Raw genomic sequence first — 15,156 nt, 5'->3', positions numbered from 1 at the left:
TTCAATACCTCCTAATTTCTTCCAGATTCAATAAAGGGATTACATCGCCGTCAACCTTAAAATCGCACTCGTACTCTACATCGCTTTCTTTCTCATAAAAATAAGCTAAAACATCATCTTCACCGTCATATAAAGATAATTCTTTAATTAAATCTTTTACTTTCATTCTTCAACCTTCCGTTCTATAATCAATTATTCCGTGATAATCATTCCATTAATTGCAAGACCTGTAACGATATCTAAGGCTGTCCTCGTATCGCTATATCTACAATTAGGTCTTTTGTGGATTCTTGGGTCGCTATCAGACCAATCTATAATATCAATCATTGCTTGGCTTAGAAAAATCATTTTGCAACCTTTAGCTACACATAAGTAATAACAACCATTTTTACCATAAATACCTTTACACTTTTTAAACCCGTACTTTTCATATTCTTTAACATCTTTAGTTGGTTTTAAGGTCATTCTTCCACCTCCACCAACTCAAAATCTTTCAAATCCGTATCAAACTTTTTCTTGATTTCTTCAATCTCTTTTTCGCTAAACTTTATATCATCATTACCGCTAAAGTCAAAAACTCTAACACTCATCATATCGGCAACATCAGACAATTTTTGCAAGTATAAGTAAAAACCTTTGCTGCAAATCCTTCTATGCCTCAAGTAAAACTTCTTCTGTTCCTCCCTATCCTCTGGAGGTGTTTCTGCAAAATCAATCGCTGCCTTAATCACGTTTAAATCTTTATCATCACAACGGGTATTGTGAATCCATAAACAATTTAATCTACCCTTGGATATTTTCACAATATTTTCATAGTCGAGACTTATTCTGCTAATTGTAATTAGTCCATGCTCATCGTGAAACTCATATCCATTTTCTTCTGCAATCCTTTTTAGCTCGTCAATCCTCATAAATTCTCCTGCCTCCCAGCTTCGTAATCGCTTTCGATAGCTTTAATTTGATTTTTCTTCTAATTTGAAAAATGACTCTACCAACCTATTAAGTTGTTCTTCTGAACAATCGTCACTTAACATGTAAGGTAGTAACTTTTTAGCTTTCTTGTTATCTGATTTTTCCACTAATTCTTTAAAGTTTTCCAATGTTAAATTTCTCTTTTCTAATTCTTTTATCATTTCTTGTTCTCCTATTTTTCTCTCTCACAACCCCTAACTGGTTCCCCAAGACATCTAGTCATCCAATCAGGTCGGTTTTTCTCCTCTTTCTCAATCTCCCTATTAAGATAAGTAACAGCCTTCCTCAAGTCCTCAACCTTGCTATCTTTCTTTCCAGCCCTAGCTATATACTTAAAAGCATTGCCAAGGTTAAAATCAAGGTTAAAGGCATCTATAACGTCAAAGGCCTCTAAGCCTCCACTCTTATAATAATCTGGTCTGATTTCTGTCATTCAGCATAACCTCCAAAGCGTTCATACTTTTCCTTGTCAAACTCAATTTCTTTAATCCCGTATATTTCTCTGGTGTCATCAGCCTCTTTCATAAGCTCAAGCATTCTTTTTTTTGCATCGTCCAAATCAGAATACACACCATCGAACGAAATATAATCGAGACAGCCTTCAGGTTTGTCATAATGAAATCCTTCAACTAAATAAACTTTTTTATTCATCTTCTCAACTCTTCTCCGTTTTACTCAACTTTTGTCAACTTTACTCAACTTTTTATTCTTAACGTAATCATCGTGACTAATTTTTAATTTCAAATTGAAAGGGATTGTTTCAGTTTCATATTCCTTAAATCTTTCATCTATATCCAAATAAGCATAATTAACGATTTTTATATACAATTCTGTGATATCTACATCTGGCAATTTATTGAAAATACCAGTCAAGGTTAAGTTATATCTGTTCATATCACTAATTGAAAAAGCACACATCCCCTCATAATTACAATCAATTGTTCTGTGTTGAGTATTGATTTCAAGCCCTTTATCAATAAGCCATTTTGTAAATTCTTTTCTTTTTGTAGTTTTCATACTTTTATCTCCTATATCTCCCTAAAATGCAACTCAGGATACTTAAACAAAAACATCTTCTTCTTAAGCTTATAAACATCCGTCTTAAAGCCTTTTACATCCTCCACTACTTCCTTGCCCGTCTTCTTTTCAGTATAGGCAAAATCAGCGATGTAATATGTTACTCTCTCCGTCTTCTGCCCCTCTCTTTTAATCGTGGGGATCAGTTCAAACTTAGGCTGGAGGACAAGGCCACTAATAGCCCCGCCCCTCTCCAAAAGCTTTAATTCTTTATATCTCCTAGCCTCCTTCATGCTATCAAATGTGATACCATCAACAGTGACTTTCCTGTTTTTATACTTGTTATAAGCCATCAATCCTCCACAAACCAGTAACAAACTTGATTAAAAGAAAACATCCCAATCTGTAAGTTGCTTTTATAGGCTTTTATGCATCCTAATTCTTCACTCACTTCAAAACTATCAATAGCAATTTTTCTTTCTGTTCCACTCACAAATCCTACAACTAAATTCATACAATCCTCCTATCATCAAAATGGTATCCTTCCATCATCCTGAATCTCGCTAAAATCGTCCTCAAAAAAGCCGTCAGATTGATTTTTATTTCCTTGGTGGGTATTTACACCTGAATTGCTTTTTCGCTCGTCCTGAGTCGGTCTGGAAAGGAATTCGACATTTTCTGCTATGATGTCAGTAGTGTAAATTGTCTTTCCGTCCTGGTCCTTATATGACCCAGTCTGAATCCTGCCCTCGACAGCACATTGACTGCCCTTAAAAAGGTATCTAGATGCATTCTCACCCATTTTTCCCCAAACAATAATCCTAGGGAAGTCAGCAGTAGGTCTCCCCGCCGCCTCCGCTTCCTCTCTTTTCTCCCTGCTTAACTTTTTATCCACCGCAAGGGTAAAAGTGCAAACCGCCTGGTTTGATTGGGTATATCTTAGCTCTGGATCACGCACCAAGCGACCGATTAAAATAACCTTATTCATCGACTTTCTCCTTCATATCCTCTACAGCGTGCATTATTTTAAAGTTTATAGTGGCTAAACTCAAATAAAAATCTGACTCGATCACAACTCTTGGATTTTCTAGTACAGTTGCCATCGCTTTTTTTGTAGCATCATGGGCTAGAGCCGACAAAACCGCCAGCTCCTCCTTGTTAAAATCAATCTTCATTCTTTTTCTCCATTTCGTTAATCTCCCTATTAGCCACATAGCTAACAGTAAAGTCATCATATTTTTCTACGTCCCTTAACATCTCAAGCACATACTTAAAACTAGAGACCTTAACCTTTCTTTCATCCCTAATCACAACTAGGGTATATAAGACATTTCTCCAACCATATTGCTCGATAGCCTTATCAAACAAGTCCCTATCATCAATATTTGAGTTGTTTTTAATAAATTGGCAGTAGCAGCGATAAGTCAGCTCTTCTTCTCTGCTGCTCTTACTCTTTTCTCTTCTCTCTTGCTCTTGCTCTATATCTTGCTCTTGCTCTGTGTTGCATTTTGTTGCATTGGTGTTGCATTGCAACGCTCGACCGTTCGATTGCAACGCTTTTTGTTTTCTCCTATGCTTCCTTGAACGTCTTGTTGAAGCCGTTTCCGACCCAATCAAGGCTGGCACTTCACTTAGAAAAACATCATCATCCACATAGTCGATAAGATCGTTGGCATTACAAAAAGCCAAGGTCATTTTTATATCGTCAATTTCTTCATCAATGTCAAGGGCCAACTGGTGATAAATATCTTCGTCAGTCCCTTCAAATTCAATAACCCCTTCATTATTTATGCTTAAAAGCTGGAGCTTAAGGTAGATGATGGTGTAAGTATCACCACCAGCCACCTTTCTAAGCTTCTTCATCTTTCGGCTATCAAAAAAATCATCCTTTAATTTTAGCCAATAATACCTCTTATTATCACCCAATTAGACCTCCTTGACAGGCTCAAAATCATCATCAAATAATCCAGATTGCTTATCCACCTCGATAACTTCGCCAGTCTCCTTATCGACATTAGCTGGAGCCTCTTTCTCCTCGACCTCGACCACCTCAGTAGGCTCAAGATCATAATCAACCTGATAAACCCTCTCACCGCTTTCAACAGTCCTAGACTTTTCAAAGTTAGCATTATCAAAGTTAGTCGCCTGTACTAGAGCCTGACTTTCAATAGCCTTAGGTGCATACTTAAGGACTTGGATCAGAGCCGACTTCTTAGCCATAGCATCAAAATTAGTCTGCCAAGGGCTATCACTATAATTAAAAGATTTTGAAAACTTTATCCCATAATTTCTTGCATCGTCCTTTGACATATAAAAGACATCCTGCCCGCCGTCCTTGGTCTGGTAAATTGCATAGTAGCCGATAACATCCCCACTATCGCCAGTCAAGCAAGGCTTATGAGTAATCTCACCAGTCCCATAATCGAAATCAAATTTTTCGTTTTCCCTAACCTCACGGGCTGTAATCCTCTTAAATTGCCCAGTATTATAGGCAAGTTTTAAAAGTCCTTGGTAGCCAAGCTGGAAATTAACCTTATTACCATAAGGGATGAGGTAAGCCTCCCCAAGTGGTGTATTAAACTCAAGGCCTAATTGTGCTGAGTTCATAATGGCAGCAAGTAAGCTCTCTTGACTACAAGATGCAAGCTTAGGATTAGAATTAATAGCAGTAAGGGCAGTCCTGATAAACTTTTCAACAGGTAAGTAAGAAGGTAAAGCGTTCTTAATCTCCCCCTCCATAGACTTAAGCAGTCCCCTAACTGTGTCTTGCTTCCTTTGTGCTGGTGTCCTAGAATCATTCTTTTTTTGTAGTGCTTGTTTTGCATTAGTCATGTTTTATCCTCCTAAAATCCCTCTTCTTGTTTTTCTAATTCTGATATTCTTTTCTCGAGTTTTTCCGTCATTTGATAATATTTATTCCTTTGATCTCTAGCTAAATCTAACTGTCCTAGAATCTCATGTTGTTTATTTATAAGCTGAGCCTTTTCAACTCTCAACCTAGTGATTTCAGTTTTTAAAGTCTCGATATAATCTTTTGTCACATCGCTTAAAACATCTGCATAATTTTTGTTTCTCTTATTCACTTATAATCTCCTTCACAAATAAAGCGTCGCTATCTTTCAACATCTTCATTAGCTCATTTTCATCTTTCTTGTGTCTCGTTACTAAAACAGTTCCTATTAATCCTGCCATTTGCATTAAAGAAAATAATGTAGGACGATTTTCATCGTCTGGCGTAGTCATTACCCTTTCGAAATGTTTCATCAATTCTTCTTCGCTACTTTCCCACATAGTATCTATCGTTCCATGCATTGATATCTTTATCAGCTCTTCCAACAACGCGTTAATATCCCTATAATTCTTTTTATTCATTCACAACTTCCTTCAAATTAAATCTCCTAGACTCGCTTGTCTTTGAAAACTCCTCAAAAATCTCTGGTCTTTCTTTCTTTATTCTTGCAGTATCAATCCTAGTAGTAGTAAAAGGCTTATAGCTAACCTGTAAAAAGTTTGTCGCTCCAAAATCGTGGTCTCCTAACTGTAGCTTAATCTTTTGCTCAAACTCCTTTGTAGAAGTCTCCAAGTCCTTTATAAGGTCTTTGGTCTCAAGATAGGACTTGAAATCTAACTCATCAACATCTAGATCAATAGAATCTTCAAGACCGCCCTTAAACCTATCTTTAAGAGCTGTATCATATTCAGCCGACCCATCAGGTGCAGGCATCTGACCAGCCAAGACATAATTTTCCCAAAAATCAACCTCTTGGGCTTTCAGCATCCCAATCACTTCTTCGTCCCTCTCAATCTCCCTGATAATAAAATCAGTAGAAAAGATAAGGCAAGCAATATAGCATTTTTCAGCCCCCGTAACCATCATGTAATGGTGGCATTGCAGCTCATAATTGATAGGAATAGCCCCATCTGCCCACTTATCTTTTGCAAAAGGGCTAGTAGTCTTACACTCAAGGATGGAATTCTCCCCGACCACTTCCCTATCAATATCAGCAAGTAAGAAAGGATGTTCTTTGGATGCCATCATAAAGTTATTTCTTCTAACTTTCTTGCCAGTCGCCTCGGTAAATCTTTTAGCAACATAATCCTCAAGGTCTCGACCCTGCCTCATGACTTCATTATCAAAGTCTTTTACAACCTGACCCGTCTTTTCAAGGTAAAGGCTAGCTCGACTTTTCCATGGATTAAGACCACAGGCGGCCGCTGCATCCGACCCGCCAAGGCCCTTAGTCCTCATCTCAAGCCATTCTTCACGGCTTAACTTAGCAACATTAGCAATCTTCTTCATATCAAATCCCTCAAATACTGGCTCTCTTGCAGGTCTCTCTCTGCCTGATACGCTGCTTCCTGACTTGCTTGATACATCAAATCCGGGAAGTGCTTTTCCTCCTCTAAAATCTCAATATCATCTAAATAAATGTCGGTCTCTTCCGCCTCCTTAAGCTTATCCTTAACCGCTGCTTTAGTATCACCGAGGTATTTTTTATCAATCTCTTCCATATCAATCCAAACGTCATACTCTTTAGTAAGTGCAAAACTAATCCTCATGCTCTTGCCCTCTCCATCTCTCTACGCTTTTCTTCTATAAGGCAATCTCTAAAAAGCACATCTTTATGTGATAAATCACTATCAAAAACTACCAAATCTTTATTTCCAACATAAACTGGTTCATAATCGCCACTTTCAACCGCCTTCTGCACATCCCCATCAAACTTTTTGTAAACTACCTCTAAATCAATATCAACTTCAAACTCTTTTTCTTGTATAAATTTTATTTTCATAACTTCTCCATATATCCTTTTCTTCTGTGCTTTTCCGCAATCGCAACATCAACCAAATTAAGCTTAGTGATGTTATCGTTAGTCATCTTCTTTTTAAGAAGAATCTTTCTAACCTTTTCTAAACTTTCTACCTCCATGCTCCAAACCGCATCATAGAAATTCACTTGATCTTTAGCCTTCATTTTCAACCTCCACTAACTCAAAGTCAGTTAAATCAGTATCGTATTTTTCTTTGATCTCTTCAATTTCTTTAAGAGTAAATTTTTGTTTGAGATTTTCGCTAACAATTCGAGATTTTACAAGCAGCAAATCGTGGGAAATGTATATAGTAAAATATAGCGATTTGCCACCGACAGACCTTCGATACTTATGCTCCAAATAAAACTTCTTCTCTTTCTCTTTGTCCTCAAGCTGCATAAATTCCCTAGTTTTCATATTCCACCTTTTCTTTTCTTCCAAAATTGGTATAATATTCTTATAGTTATTTTTTAAATTGGCTTAGCTTCGGCTAGGCCTTTTTTCTTTATATAATCCACAACCCACCAAAAAGTGTGATAATCGCAAAAGGTATGCACAATATCTCGCACATAGGAGTAAAACCTCCAATCCCTAAACCTAGCCACATCAGACTTATAAGGGTAACCAGGATTTTCTCAGTCAAGCGAAATTTAATCGCCCCCTCTAACTCCCTACGCTTAATCTTATCCATAAAATCAAGGTCTTTCTTCCTGCTATTCATCAGCTCAATTCTCTCTTTTCTTGGTATCTTAAAAACTTGCATCTAATCCTTCTTATAAAACCCATCCACCTTTAAAAGGTGAAATCTTTCCTTCTTCAACTAACTTCAAACTAAACATATCAACATAAATCATCTGATCACTACCCTTGCCAACAAAAGTAGCACCAAAGCTATATTTATCAGCCTTAAGACCGCAAACAATCGCATACTCAGTAACACCAAGTATCTTTGCCGCTTCCTTAACTCCTTCATTCTTAACTAATCTTTTCTCCACCTATAAGCACCTCCTAACCTAAAAACTTATTAACAAAATATATCTGCCCCTTGCCTGTAACCTTTGTAGTTGTAGTCACAACATTTGCCCCGCTGCTATCAACATAAGATCCTTTTTTCATCTCAAAGAGTCCTTGCTCGATGTAGACTTGCTTAGGCTGGTTCTTTCTCTCTCCAGCCTTGCACAAATAGCCGTTATTTCTCAACCATGCAAAGAGATTATTTTGTCCAATCTTCTTTTGTGCCTTTCCTGTCCTTATAGCCTCTTGGCTAATCATCTTGGCAAGCTCACCCACCAAACAAGACTTATTAGAAGCAGAAACCGCATCAGCAAACAAGACTTTAGGTTTGTTACGTTCGTTTTGTGCCTCTGCCAAGGCTCTTTTAGCTTTTTCTTCTTTGAGATTAGTAGCAAGCATAATCAAATAATCGGGATCAGATAAAGTTCTTGCAATTACACCGTCAGTCATATAAGCCCCGTGCTTTCTGATAGCTGGAAGCACTTCCGATGTAACCCAATCCGCAAATCTTTCAGCCTCTGGTTTTCTACTTTGGAAAACTAGCTTGTATAAGTTCGACTCATTTATAAAATTAGCTAATTGAGTTCTTCCCATACTATCGATGACCTCATTACTAATGACCCCATCTTTATTAAGTCTTGACTTTGCTTGACTAGGATTGTTTATCTCTAAAATCCTACAAACGTCATTCAAACTAAAATATGGTTCATCATCAATAATCGATGTTCTAACTTGCCCAAACTCTTCATTATCAAATATTTTTAATTCTTTCATAATTCCTCCATTCGTGTACTTCTTCTTCATTTTGTGCACGTTACGTGTACTTTTAAGTTAAAAAAATATATCCTCTATAGAAACATCAAAAAGTAAAGCATATTGTTTCTTAACTTTATCAGAAGGTATTCTCTCACCATTCTCGTACATACTAATAGCACTTATCGAAATATCCATTATATCAGCTAACTCTTTCTGAGTCTTACCACTTTTTTCTCTTAAACTCCTTAACTTCCTAGCAATTTTAGTATTTACCTTTTCAATAACAACCACCCCCTCTAATCTTCATAAAGTAACCACCAATCAAATTTAAAGTATTCACCTAACCTCTTGGCATGCCTTACAGGTAATTCAACCTGCCTATACTCATACTTTTGATACATATTAGCACTAGTTCCTAAAATCTCTCCCATCTCCTTTTGAGTCTTCTTATTTTTTATCCTTAATTCTCTTAAACCACTACATATTGTATTCATATTTATTTACCCCCTATATATGGTATAATATTATTATAATAGCAAGAAAGGAGGTGTTGATATGCCAAGAATACATGCCTGTTTATTAGGAGAATGGGTTTGCCTAAATGATGACCCTGATTGCAAGGTAGGGGCCAGCATGAGATCTCCAGCTATGTGGTTTGAAGAAAACGCTGAACTTTGGGCACCTAACAAGAAAAAACAAGAACATTCATATTATCAGATGGATTATGTTGAATTAATCTACAAGGGACGTTCTTATAGAATTAATCCAATATTCATACAGTTAACAGATTTCTAAAAAAGAATTATTTTTTAAACTGTTTTGAATCTCATTAACATCAGAGTCGTCCAACATTATTTGGTCGGCTCTTTTGTTCTCTTGGTCAGCAACAGCCTTATTAATCTCAAACCATTCTCTTCTTGTAAATTTCATTCTAAATTCAAGGAATTTTTTAATATCTTCCGCTTTCATACAACCTCCTTTTCTAAACTGTTAATCATATTATATACACAATTCGTGTACTTGTCAAGCGTTTTATTAGATATTTAACAAAAAGTTTTCAAATCGTCTACTTTACACTATTTACAAGTACACTATAAGTGTATATAATATATAATAAATACACCATATGTTAACAAAGGAGGACTTGTATGAATATTGGTTTAAAATTAAAAAACTTAAGGCTACAAAATGATAAAACCCAAACAGATATGGCAAAGATTTTAAATGTAGCAAAGTCTACAGTTAGCATGTACGAGAGAAATCAAAGAGAGCCAGGGGCAGACATACTTAAAAAGTACGCCCAAACATTCGATGTAACCCTAGACTACATTCTAAGTAACGAACGCCCAGTAGAAGGCCAAGACTACATAACAATCAACGTCTACGGCAGCATACCAGCAGGCATCCCAATAGAAGCAATAGAAGATATCACCGACACCGAAGACCTATCCCTAAAAGAATACGACAAAAACAAAGAATACTTAGGTCTAAAAGTCGAAGGCGACTCCATGTACCCAAAATACCTAAATGGCGACACCGTGATAATAGAAAAATGTCCCGACTGCGAAAGCGGCACCGATGCTGCAGTCTACGTCAATGGGTATGAAGCGACCCTAAAAACAGTAATAAAAAATGAAAACGGCACAATAACCCTACAACCAATTAATCCCAACTACTCACCCACAACCTACGGAAAAGGCGACGACCCCGTCAGGATCTTAGGAATAGTAAAAGAGATAAGAAGAAAAATCTGATATTTAGCCGAAAGGCTTTATATAAAAAATGCTATATAGGAGGTAAATTATGGCAGAAAAACAAAAGAAACCAATCTATAAAAGAAAATGGTTCATCGCAATTGTAGTAATTATTGTATTAGGGGTAATTTTTTCTCCAAAAGAAGAAAAGGCAAAAGTGGTTGATAAACCAACATCAGAAACTTCACAAGAGGCAGCAAAAGAGGAAACAAAAGAAGAAGCAAAACCAGAAGAAAAAGTCGCATACGAAATCACCGACCTTAAAGTTGATGAATCAGGATTTACGCCAAAAGCAACAGGAATCTTAAAAAATAACACCGACTCAGACAAATCTTATATTCAAATTACTTTCGCAGTAAAAGATAAAGATGGCAACAAACTAGGCACAGCCATGGCAAACATAAACAACCTAAAAGCAGGAGAAACATGGAAATTCGAAGCCATGAGCTTCAGCACCGACGAAGGTCAAGTCATCGACCTAGACGACTACGAAGTAAGTGGATTTTAATCAACCCACAGCCTCAGGATTACCCTCCCTGAGGCTAAAAAAAACCCTGGCAATAGACACTCAAAGTCTGTAAAATTAAACAAACAGACACTAAAAGACAATAAAAAATCCCCGCCCAATAAAGGGCAGGAATCGTACACAATTACCATACCACAACCAACGGTAAAACCCGGGTAAAACATAAAAAAGAAAGGACAAAACAATGAAAAGAGATAGAAAATTCGCCAATGGTGAAGGCTCAATCACCTACGTCAAAGGCAGAAAATCACCATGGTGGGCAAGACTCCCCGCCACCTATGACATAAATGGTAAAGAATATAGACCCACAGTTGGATTTTATAAATCAAGGAAAGAAGCAAAAGCCGCCCTAGACAATTATGTATGTGTAGACGACATAAAAACATTCAGGGAAATTTACGAAGCATATAAAAAGACAGATGATTTTTTAAAACTAAGTTATAAAACAAAAAACAGATACGAGGACGCCTTCCTATCCTTCCACCCTATCTGGAATAAAAACATAATGGAAATAAAAACTATGGAGATGCAAAGATGTATAGATCAGAAAGTAAAAGAAGGATACTATGAAACCATCAACGGCCAAAAAATAAGAAAAGATTACTCCAAAGACTCAATCTCAAGGTTAAAACACGTAGCAAGTAAAATCTACCAATTTGCAGAAAAACATGAATTAGTAGATAAAGATAGAGCAAAACTACTGGATGTAAAAGGTAAAGAAAACACCAAAGAAAAAACTATATTCTACACCCAAGATATAGACAAACTTTTCAAATCTATCCCATACAACCCCGACGCTCGCCACATACTCTGCATGATATTTACAGGGATGAGGACATCGGAATATAGGAAATTAAAAACTATGAACATTGACTTCAAAAAAAGAATCATTAGAGATTTTGGTATGAAAACCAATAAAGGCAAAAGAAGGATAATGTTTATACACGATAGAATCTACGATATATTAAAAGAATTAGCTCAAGAATCAACCACAGGCTATATAGTAGAAAACACAAGAATAAACCCACAAAACCCAAAGCCATCTCATCCAAGTGATACCACCTTTAGAAACACAATCTTTAAAGGAGCACTCAAAAAGGCAGGACTAGAAGAAACAACCCCTATACAATGTAGGTATACCTTCGCCACAATAGCTCATATGTCAGGCATAAGTGATATAGATCTCATGGACTTAATGGGACACGAATCCATAGAAACCACAAAGAAATCTTATATCCAAGTAGTAGATATATATCTATATAACCAGTTCCAAACCTATAATTTTAAAACTGCACTAAAAGCAGGATAAGAAGCAGGGACAGAAATAGAAAAAAGCATAAAAAAACAACGATTATAATTCTACTGGTAACTTACTGGTAACCGTAAAATTATAATCGTTGAAATCAAGCTATTAAAGCTTATTAATTGGTGCGGGATAAAGGAGTCGAACCTTCACGAGAAATTCTCACTAGATCCTAAGTCTAGCGCGTCTGCCAATTCCGCCAATCCCGCATGGGGTGAGTAGTGAGATTCGAACTCACGCTCTCCTGGGCCACAACCAGGTGTCGTAACCAACTGGACTATACCCACCACGTTTGTATCTTCACTATTCATACTGACTATATAAGTATACAACTTTTATTTACTTTTGTCAAATATTTTTTATTATTTCTTTAGTATTTCCAAAGTAATTAGCCCAGGTCTTTCCTACTGACAAATAATATAATACCATGGATTTAAAAATAATGCAAATTTTTTAAAAATTTTCTTTTTCTATTCTTTGTAGTAAAATATCTACAGAGGTGAATTATGAAAACTACAAGGAAATTAATTTTAAAAATATTTGCAATTGTCATTTCTATAGCCATGGTTGCTCCCTTAGTTTATAATGCAATTCTTTCTATGAAATGATTATCGAAAATATTGAATATTCAGACAAATACAATTTAATTAGACTTACAATATCAAATGAGAAATTTTATGTAGACTACGATCTCTACTACGAAAATGCCTTTGAAATTGATAAGGAAATTGACTTTCCTACCTACAAGTTGATTTTAGCCAATGATGAATTTAATAGGGCCAAAAATTACGCCTTAAATAAGATTTCTTATTCGCAAAAATCAACCTATGAAATAAGGCAAAAACTAAAAGAACAAAAGTTTTCAGAAGATGTAATAGAAAAAATCATTGCCTATCTTGATTACTATGGATTTCTCGATGATGAGTCCTATGTCAAGGCCTACATAAGGGATAAGGATGAGATTTCAAACTGGTCTAGGGGCAAGATTCGCTTTATGCTCAAAAGAAAACACATCGATGATAATTTAATCGAAGATTATATCTATATGATTTCTGACGAAAGAGAAGCTGAGAAAGCAGGATTTTTTGCTGATAAGAAGATCAAAAACGACTTTTCTTATGAAAACAGGGCCAAGGTTTTTAGGCACCTTGCAAGCAAGGGATTCGATGTTGACATCATCAACCAAGTCCTAAACGAGAGATTTTCCTGATGCACTTTGTTTATATCTTAAGGTGTGGGGATAATTCCCTCTATACTGGTTATACCAATGATGTCACAGAGAGAGTTAAGGCCCACAATTCAGGCAAAGGTGCTAAGTACACCAGGTCAAGGCTTCCTGTAAGTCTAGTTTATTACAAAAGAGTCGACAGCAAATCCATTGGCCTTAAGCTTGAGGCAAGGATAAAAAAACTTACAAAAAAAGAAAAAGAGGCTTTAGTAAAAGCATTTAACCTAGAAAAGTAAAGATCTTTTCGCAAGGTTAGCTTTTAAACTATCGCCTCTTCTTTTTATTGATAATTCAAAAAGTCCCATGGGAGAAAACCCAAATATTTCTGCCTCTAGACCGTAAGCTTCTGCTAATTTTTTAAATGTGTCTTTTATCAAATCTTGCCCGTCTGACCTTAAAAAGTCAATAACAACCATTCCTCCGATATTCCTTAATTTCAGATTATAAGCAATAAAGTCAACTAGGTCTAAATTTACATTCAAAAGAAAGTCTTTTTTTCCCTGTTTTGATTTTCTGCTGCCTGTATTAACGTCAATTACAGTTAGAGTCTTAAGTTCATCAACAATAATCGACATATCCTTGTAGGAAATTTACGATTTTTTTATCTCTCTAATGAGCTTAGCAAAATCTAAAGAATTATTAATATCAAAGTCTTTTAACTCATAATCCTTGAAATTTTCTAGGTATTTTTCCTTTATTGAATTTTCCCTCAAAAGTTTTGGACTTGGTAGGAATTTCTCCTCATTAATTAGCCTATCTTTTTCCGCTAAGATTTCCTTATACAAGTCATTATTTTTTTCCATAGTTTTTTTAAGCTTTGGTCTTTTCCTAAGCGGATATCTAGTTAGAGTGTAGGCCTCATTTTCTATAGAAAAATTTTCGCTTCCTAGGCCTAACTTACCATTGGCAGGCTCTCTAACATATTGGGCTATGACATTATCCCCTATTTTATAATTAAGAGTTGATTTTAAGAATATAGTTTCTTTTTCGGATATTTCTACAAAATATGCTCCCAGGCTATCAATCTTGTCAAGGACCTTCCCCCTATAAATATTATGAAGAAGAGAGTCATAGAATATGACTTCCATGACTCTCCCATCTACTTGTCTCATTAAGATTTTTTCTTTTTTATCGTCAAAGATTACTTTCACTTCTTAAAAATCCTCTTTACTTTTTCAAAAAATCCAAGGTCTCCTATTGGCTCTGCTTCGCCTTTCATAAGATTATCTATAACATCTTTGAAATATTCATTTTCCTTTACAAAACCTAGATAGGTTGCGGATTTTCCTTGAAGTTTTTCTTTGATAGTTCTTGGATCAAAGCCTTCATCGCAACGATTAATGAAGAAATAGTCTGCGTGAATATCTTTTTCTATTTCATCCTTATCAAGAATTTCTATTTTTATTGCATCCTTAATTGGAAGATATAGATTATCTAGAATGATAATATCAGCATCTACTTCGTCTATAAGATTGTAAACATCTTGGACTCTAATATCGTATTTACCTTCAACAAGAGGGGCTATAATAAATTTTAAGTTTGGATTTTCTTCAACAATTACCTTATCCAAGCTACAAAGACCTAGAAAATAGTCTGATATATCATAGCTTATCATCCCGTCCTTCTTGTAATAATCTTCAATATTTGATTGGTCACTCCTAAAAAGAGATGTAAGTAAGACCATCTTATTTTCAGAAAGTCTTTCTGCTAGATTTACCGCAAAATCGGTCTTACCTATACTATTTTTCCCATTTATTAGATATATTTGCATAATT

The 15,156-nt window shown here is 35.8% G+C and carries 35 protein-coding genes and 2 tRNA genes; 6 read left to right on the top strand and 31 right to left on the bottom strand.

The features are described from left to right. Position 1 precedes the first annotated feature (1 nt). The 25 genes from AC1EJ5_RS01875 to AC1EJ5_RS01755 form a co-directional block, all read right to left on the bottom strand. Complete coding sequence (locus AC1EJ5_RS01875) at positions 2–166, bottom strand: hypothetical protein (RefSeq protein WP_223417552.1); 165 nt, start codon at positions 164–166, stop codon at positions 2–4. A 26-nt stretch (positions 167–192) separates the two neighbouring features. After that, positions 193–465 carry a hypothetical protein gene (locus tag AC1EJ5_RS01870; RefSeq protein WP_479814179.1) on the bottom strand — a complete coding sequence of 91 codons (273 nt, stop codon included), beginning with the start codon at positions 463–465 and terminating at the stop codon, positions 193–195. Then, complete coding sequence (locus tag AC1EJ5_RS01865) at positions 462–911, bottom strand: hypothetical protein (RefSeq protein WP_308748440.1); 450 nt, start codon at positions 909–911, stop codon at positions 462–464. Before AC1EJ5_RS01865 ends, AC1EJ5_RS01870 begins: the two co-directional genes overlap by 4 nt. Positions 912–953: 42 nt before the next feature. Beyond that, positions 954–1,133 (bottom strand): hypothetical protein, encoded by a 180-nt coding sequence (locus AC1EJ5_RS01860; RefSeq protein ID WP_308748441.1) that lies wholly within the window; start codon positions 1,131–1,133, stop codon positions 954–956. A gap of 11 nt (positions 1,134–1,144) precedes the next feature. Beyond that, positions 1,145–1,405 (bottom strand): DUF3310 domain-containing protein, encoded by a 261-nt coding sequence (locus AC1EJ5_RS01855; protein WP_308748442.1) that lies wholly within the window; start codon positions 1,403–1,405, stop codon positions 1,145–1,147. After that, entirely contained in the window at positions 1,402–1,623 is a 222-nt protein-coding gene (locus AC1EJ5_RS01850; protein ID WP_479814176.1) for a DUF7336 domain-containing protein, read from the bottom strand. The genes AC1EJ5_RS01855 and AC1EJ5_RS01850 overlap by 4 nt, the downstream gene beginning before the upstream one ends. Positions 1,624–1,647: 24 nt before the next feature. Next, positions 1,648–1,989 carry a hypothetical protein gene (locus tag AC1EJ5_RS01845; RefSeq protein ID WP_308748444.1) on the bottom strand — a complete coding sequence of 114 codons (342 nt, stop codon included), beginning with the start codon at positions 1,987–1,989 and terminating at the stop codon, positions 1,648–1,650. An 11-nt stretch (positions 1,990–2,000) separates the two neighbouring features. Beyond that, a complete protein-coding gene (locus AC1EJ5_RS01840) occupies positions 2,001–2,342 on the bottom strand; it encodes a DUF1064 domain-containing protein (RefSeq protein ID WP_479814174.1) in 342 nt (113 codons plus the stop codon). Then, positions 2,342–2,503, bottom strand: a complete 162-nt coding sequence (locus AC1EJ5_RS01835; RefSeq protein ID WP_479814172.1) for a hypothetical protein — start codon at positions 2,501–2,503, stop codon at positions 2,342–2,344. The genes AC1EJ5_RS01840 and AC1EJ5_RS01835 overlap by 1 nt, the downstream gene beginning before the upstream one ends. A gap of 15 nt (positions 2,504–2,518) precedes the next feature. Continuing rightward, a complete protein-coding gene (locus AC1EJ5_RS01830) occupies positions 2,519–2,977 on the bottom strand; it encodes a single-stranded DNA-binding protein (RefSeq protein WP_479814170.1) in 459 nt (152 codons plus the stop codon). Further along, a complete protein-coding gene (locus AC1EJ5_RS01825) occupies positions 2,970–3,164 on the bottom strand; it encodes a hypothetical protein (RefSeq protein WP_479814168.1) in 195 nt (64 codons plus the stop codon). The genes AC1EJ5_RS01830 and AC1EJ5_RS01825 overlap by 8 nt, the downstream gene beginning before the upstream one ends. Then, positions 3,154–3,915, bottom strand: a complete 762-nt coding sequence (locus tag AC1EJ5_RS01820) for a phage replisome organizer N-terminal domain-containing protein (RefSeq protein WP_479814166.1) — start codon at positions 3,913–3,915, stop codon at positions 3,154–3,156. The genes AC1EJ5_RS01825 and AC1EJ5_RS01820 overlap by 11 nt, the downstream gene beginning before the upstream one ends. Then, the gene (locus AC1EJ5_RS01815; RefSeq protein WP_479814164.1) at positions 3,916–4,821 is read right to left on the bottom strand and encodes a recombinase RecT; all 906 of its coding nucleotides are present in this window, start codon (positions 4,819–4,821) and stop codon (positions 3,916–3,918) included. Positions 4,822–4,832: 11 nt separating this feature from the next. Next, positions 4,833–5,072 carry a hypothetical protein gene (locus AC1EJ5_RS01810; RefSeq protein WP_479814162.1) on the bottom strand — a complete coding sequence of 80 codons (240 nt, stop codon included), beginning with the start codon at positions 5,070–5,072 and terminating at the stop codon, positions 4,833–4,835. After that, entirely contained in the window at positions 5,065–5,361 is a 297-nt protein-coding gene (locus tag AC1EJ5_RS01805) for a hypothetical protein (RefSeq protein ID WP_479814160.1), read from the bottom strand. Before AC1EJ5_RS01805 ends, AC1EJ5_RS01810 begins: the two co-directional genes overlap by 8 nt. Continuing rightward, the gene (locus tag AC1EJ5_RS01800; protein ID WP_479814158.1) at positions 5,354–6,289 is read right to left on the bottom strand and encodes a YqaJ viral recombinase family nuclease; all 936 of its coding nucleotides are present in this window, start codon (positions 6,287–6,289) and stop codon (positions 5,354–5,356) included. Before AC1EJ5_RS01800 ends, AC1EJ5_RS01805 begins: the two co-directional genes overlap by 8 nt. Continuing rightward, complete coding sequence (locus AC1EJ5_RS01795; protein ID WP_479814156.1) at positions 6,286–6,549, bottom strand: hypothetical protein; 264 nt, start codon at positions 6,547–6,549, stop codon at positions 6,286–6,288. The genes AC1EJ5_RS01800 and AC1EJ5_RS01795 overlap by 4 nt, the downstream gene beginning before the upstream one ends. Then, a complete protein-coding gene (locus AC1EJ5_RS01790; protein ID WP_479814154.1) occupies positions 6,546–6,782 on the bottom strand; it encodes a hypothetical protein in 237 nt (78 codons plus the stop codon). The genes AC1EJ5_RS01795 and AC1EJ5_RS01790 overlap by 4 nt, the downstream gene beginning before the upstream one ends. Continuing rightward, positions 6,779–6,964, bottom strand: coding sequence for a hypothetical protein (locus tag AC1EJ5_RS01785; RefSeq protein WP_479814152.1), 186 nt, complete (start codon positions 6,962–6,964; stop codon positions 6,779–6,781). The genes AC1EJ5_RS01790 and AC1EJ5_RS01785 overlap by 4 nt, the downstream gene beginning before the upstream one ends. After that, positions 6,954–7,217: a hypothetical protein gene (locus AC1EJ5_RS01780; RefSeq protein WP_479814150.1), complete on the bottom strand. Its 264-nt coding sequence runs from the start codon at positions 7,215–7,217 to the stop codon at positions 6,954–6,956. The genes AC1EJ5_RS01785 and AC1EJ5_RS01780 overlap by 11 nt, the downstream gene beginning before the upstream one ends. Before the next feature lie 88 nt (positions 7,218–7,305). Continuing rightward, on the bottom strand, positions 7,306–7,563 hold the full coding sequence (locus AC1EJ5_RS01775; RefSeq protein WP_479814148.1) for a hypothetical protein: 258 nt from the start codon (positions 7,561–7,563) through the stop codon (positions 7,306–7,308). A gap of 10 nt (positions 7,564–7,573) precedes the next feature. Beyond that, the gene (locus tag AC1EJ5_RS01770; protein ID WP_223417524.1) at positions 7,574–7,795 is read right to left on the bottom strand and encodes a hypothetical protein; all 222 of its coding nucleotides are present in this window, start codon (positions 7,793–7,795) and stop codon (positions 7,574–7,576) included. Positions 7,796–7,808: 13 nt separating this feature from the next. Further along, the gene (locus AC1EJ5_RS01765; protein ID WP_479814146.1) at positions 7,809–8,588 is read right to left on the bottom strand and encodes a phage antirepressor KilAC domain-containing protein; all 780 of its coding nucleotides are present in this window, start codon (positions 8,586–8,588) and stop codon (positions 7,809–7,811) included. 57 nt (positions 8,589–8,645) lie between these two features. After that, positions 8,646–8,861, bottom strand: a complete 216-nt coding sequence (locus AC1EJ5_RS01760) for a helix-turn-helix transcriptional regulator (RefSeq protein WP_479814144.1) — start codon at positions 8,859–8,861, stop codon at positions 8,646–8,648. A gap of 5 nt (positions 8,862–8,866) precedes the next feature. Beyond that, on the bottom strand, positions 8,867–9,064 hold the full coding sequence (locus AC1EJ5_RS01755; RefSeq protein WP_479814142.1) for a helix-turn-helix domain-containing protein: 198 nt from the start codon (positions 9,062–9,064) through the stop codon (positions 8,867–8,869). 61 nt (positions 9,065–9,125) lie between these two features. Here AC1EJ5_RS01755 and AC1EJ5_RS01750 point away from each other — a divergent pair, with 61 nt between their 5' ends. Then, a complete protein-coding gene (locus tag AC1EJ5_RS01750) occupies positions 9,126–9,365 on the top strand; it encodes a hypothetical protein (protein ID WP_479814140.1) in 240 nt (79 codons plus the stop codon). Here the strand turns inward: AC1EJ5_RS01750 and AC1EJ5_RS01745 are convergent. Beyond that, the gene (locus tag AC1EJ5_RS01745) at positions 9,351–9,539 is read right to left on the bottom strand and encodes a hypothetical protein (RefSeq protein ID WP_479814138.1); all 189 of its coding nucleotides are present in this window, start codon (positions 9,537–9,539) and stop codon (positions 9,351–9,353) included. The two genes, AC1EJ5_RS01750 and AC1EJ5_RS01745, sit on opposite strands and share 15 nt — an antisense overlap. Positions 9,540–9,718: 179 nt before the next feature. Here AC1EJ5_RS01745 and AC1EJ5_RS01740 point away from each other — a divergent pair, with 179 nt between their 5' ends. The 3 genes from AC1EJ5_RS01740 to AC1EJ5_RS01730 all read left to right on the top strand — a co-directional run bounded on the left by AC1EJ5_RS01740 (position 9,719) and on the right by AC1EJ5_RS01730 (position 12,159). Beyond that, a complete protein-coding gene (locus AC1EJ5_RS01740; RefSeq protein WP_479814136.1) occupies positions 9,719–10,324 on the top strand; it encodes a LexA family protein in 606 nt (201 codons plus the stop codon). A 49-nt stretch (positions 10,325–10,373) separates the two neighbouring features. After that, the gene (locus tag AC1EJ5_RS01735; protein ID WP_479814134.1) at positions 10,374–10,832 is read left to right on the top strand and encodes an FxLYD domain-containing protein; all 459 of its coding nucleotides are present in this window, start codon (positions 10,374–10,376) and stop codon (positions 10,830–10,832) included. 202 nt (positions 10,833–11,034) lie between these two features. Then, positions 11,035–12,159: a tyrosine-type recombinase/integrase gene (locus tag AC1EJ5_RS01730; RefSeq protein ID WP_223417518.1), complete on the top strand. Its 1,125-nt coding sequence runs from the start codon at positions 11,035–11,037 to the stop codon at positions 12,157–12,159. 117 nt (positions 12,160–12,276) lie between these two features. Here AC1EJ5_RS01730 and AC1EJ5_RS01725 read toward each other — a convergent pair. After that, a tRNA-Leu gene (locus AC1EJ5_RS01725) sits at positions 12,277–12,362 on the bottom strand. A 1-nt stretch (position 12,363) separates the two neighbouring features. After that, a tRNA-His gene (locus AC1EJ5_RS01720) sits at positions 12,364–12,440 on the bottom strand. Between the two features lie 317 nt (positions 12,441–12,757). Between AC1EJ5_RS01720 and AC1EJ5_RS01715 the strand changes: the two genes are divergently transcribed. Next, the gene (locus AC1EJ5_RS01715; protein WP_479814132.1) at positions 12,758–13,363 is read left to right on the top strand and encodes a regulatory protein RecX; all 606 of its coding nucleotides are present in this window, start codon (positions 12,758–12,760) and stop codon (positions 13,361–13,363) included. Further along, positions 13,363–13,617 (top strand): GIY-YIG nuclease family protein, encoded by a 255-nt coding sequence (locus tag AC1EJ5_RS01710; protein ID WP_223417514.1) that lies wholly within the window; start codon positions 13,363–13,365, stop codon positions 13,615–13,617. Before AC1EJ5_RS01715 ends, AC1EJ5_RS01710 begins: the two co-directional genes overlap by 1 nt. Here AC1EJ5_RS01710 and AC1EJ5_RS01705 read toward each other — a convergent pair. Genes AC1EJ5_RS01705 through AC1EJ5_RS01695 form a run of 3 tightly spaced genes read right to left on the bottom strand, consistent with a single transcriptional unit; the run spans position 13,606 to position 15,152 of the window. After that, the gene (locus tag AC1EJ5_RS01705; protein ID WP_479814130.1) at positions 13,606–13,956 is read right to left on the bottom strand and encodes a ribonuclease E/G; all 351 of its coding nucleotides are present in this window, start codon (positions 13,954–13,956) and stop codon (positions 13,606–13,608) included. The two genes, AC1EJ5_RS01710 and AC1EJ5_RS01705, sit on opposite strands and share 12 nt — an antisense overlap. Before the next feature lie 15 nt (positions 13,957–13,971). Then, on the bottom strand, positions 13,972–14,532 hold the full coding sequence (locus tag AC1EJ5_RS01700) for a S1 domain-containing protein (RefSeq protein ID WP_479814128.1): 561 nt from the start codon (positions 14,530–14,532) through the stop codon (positions 13,972–13,974). Continuing rightward, positions 14,529–15,152, bottom strand: coding sequence for a P-loop NTPase family protein (locus tag AC1EJ5_RS01695; RefSeq protein ID WP_308749165.1), 624 nt, complete (start codon positions 15,150–15,152; stop codon positions 14,529–14,531). The genes AC1EJ5_RS01700 and AC1EJ5_RS01695 overlap by 4 nt, the downstream gene beginning before the upstream one ends. Positions 15,153–15,156 lie beyond the last annotated feature (4 nt).

This window comes from Anaerococcus sp. C0059F3, assembly GCF_056590475.1.
The sequence above is the reverse complement of the archived record's forward strand: the minus strand, read 5'-3'. Positions and strand labels throughout refer to the sequence as shown.

Bases quoted from the DNA above. Each gene is read 5' to 3' on its own strand.
- AC1EJ5_RS01875 (WP_223417552.1), bottom strand. From the start codon at position 166: ATGAAAGTAAAAGATTTAATTAAAGAATTATCTTTATATGACGGTGAA.
- AC1EJ5_RS01870 (WP_479814179.1), bottom strand. From the start codon at position 465: ATGACCTTAAAACCAACTAAAGATGTTAAAGAATATGAAAAGTACGGG.
- AC1EJ5_RS01865 (WP_308748440.1), bottom strand. From the start codon at position 911: ATGAGGATTGACGAGCTAAAAAGGATTGCAGAAGAAAATGGATATGAG.
- AC1EJ5_RS01860 (WP_308748441.1), bottom strand. From the start codon at position 1,133: ATGATAAAAGAATTAGAAAAGAGAAATTTAACATTGGAAAACTTTAAA.
- AC1EJ5_RS01855 (WP_308748442.1), bottom strand. From the start codon at position 1,405: ATGACAGAAATCAGACCAGATTATTATAAGAGTGGAGGCTTAGAGGCC.
- AC1EJ5_RS01850 (WP_479814176.1), bottom strand. From the start codon at position 1,623: ATGAATAAAAAAGTTTATTTAGTTGAAGGATTTCATTATGACAAACCT.
- AC1EJ5_RS01845 (WP_308748444.1), bottom strand. From the start codon at position 1,989: ATGAAAACTACAAAAAGAAAAGAATTTACAAAATGGCTTATTGATAAA.
- AC1EJ5_RS01840 (WP_479814174.1), bottom strand. From the start codon at position 2,342: ATGGCTTATAACAAGTATAAAAACAGGAAAGTCACTGTTGATGGTATC.
- AC1EJ5_RS01835 (WP_479814172.1), bottom strand. From the start codon at position 2,503: ATGAATTTAGTTGTAGGATTTGTGAGTGGAACAGAAAGAAAAATTGCT.
- AC1EJ5_RS01830 (WP_479814170.1), bottom strand. From the start codon at position 2,977: ATGAATAAGGTTATTTTAATCGGTCGCTTGGTGCGTGATCCAGAGCTA.
- AC1EJ5_RS01825 (WP_479814168.1), bottom strand. From the start codon at position 3,164: ATGAAGATTGATTTTAACAAGGAGGAGCTGGCGGTTTTGTCGGCTCTA.
- AC1EJ5_RS01815 (WP_479814164.1), bottom strand. From the start codon at position 4,821: ATGACTAATGCAAAACAAGCACTACAAAAAAAGAATGATTCTAGGACA.
- AC1EJ5_RS01805 (WP_479814160.1), bottom strand. From the start codon at position 5,361: ATGAATAAAAAGAATTATAGGGATATTAACGCGTTGTTGGAAGAGCTG.
- AC1EJ5_RS01800 (WP_479814158.1), bottom strand. From the start codon at position 6,289: ATGAAGAAGATTGCTAATGTTGCTAAGTTAAGCCGTGAAGAATGGCTT.
- AC1EJ5_RS01795 (WP_479814156.1), bottom strand. From the start codon at position 6,549: ATGAGGATTAGTTTTGCACTTACTAAAGAGTATGACGTTTGGATTGAT.
- AC1EJ5_RS01790 (WP_479814154.1), bottom strand. From the start codon at position 6,782: ATGAAAATAAAATTTATACAAGAAAAAGAGTTTGAAGTTGATATTGAT.
- AC1EJ5_RS01785 (WP_479814152.1), bottom strand. From the start codon at position 6,964: ATGAAGGCTAAAGATCAAGTGAATTTCTATGATGCGGTTTGGAGCATG.
- AC1EJ5_RS01780 (WP_479814150.1), bottom strand. From the start codon at position 7,217: ATGAAAACTAGGGAATTTATGCAGCTTGAGGACAAAGAGAAAGAGAAG.
- AC1EJ5_RS01775 (WP_479814148.1), bottom strand. From the start codon at position 7,563: ATGCAAGTTTTTAAGATACCAAGAAAAGAGAGAATTGAGCTGATGAAT.
- AC1EJ5_RS01765 (WP_479814146.1), bottom strand. From the start codon at position 8,588: ATGAAAGAATTAAAAATATTTGATAATGAAGAGTTTGGGCAAGTTAGA.
- AC1EJ5_RS01755 (WP_479814142.1), bottom strand. From the start codon at position 9,064: ATGAATACAATATGTAGTGGTTTAAGAGAATTAAGGATAAAAAATAAG.
- AC1EJ5_RS01750 (WP_479814140.1), top strand. From the start codon at position 9,126: ATGCCAAGAATACATGCCTGTTTATTAGGAGAATGGGTTTGCCTAAAT.
- AC1EJ5_RS01745 (WP_479814138.1), bottom strand. From the start codon at position 9,539: ATGAAAGCGGAAGATATTAAAAAATTCCTTGAATTTAGAATGAAATTT.
- AC1EJ5_RS01740 (WP_479814136.1), top strand. From the start codon at position 9,719: ATGAATATTGGTTTAAAATTAAAAAACTTAAGGCTACAAAATGATAAA.
- AC1EJ5_RS01735 (WP_479814134.1), top strand. From the start codon at position 10,374: ATGGCAGAAAAACAAAAGAAACCAATCTATAAAAGAAAATGGTTCATC.
- AC1EJ5_RS01730 (WP_223417518.1), top strand. From the start codon at position 11,035: ATGAAAAGAGATAGAAAATTCGCCAATGGTGAAGGCTCAATCACCTAC.
- AC1EJ5_RS01715 (WP_479814132.1), top strand. From the start codon at position 12,758: ATGATTATCGAAAATATTGAATATTCAGACAAATACAATTTAATTAGA.
- AC1EJ5_RS01710 (WP_223417514.1), top strand. From the start codon at position 13,363: ATGCACTTTGTTTATATCTTAAGGTGTGGGGATAATTCCCTCTATACT.
- AC1EJ5_RS01705 (WP_479814130.1), bottom strand. From the start codon at position 13,956: ATGTCGATTATTGTTGATGAACTTAAGACTCTAACTGTAATTGACGTT.
- AC1EJ5_RS01695 (WP_308749165.1), bottom strand. From the start codon at position 15,152: ATGCAAATATATCTAATAAATGGGAAAAATAGTATAGGTAAGACCGAT.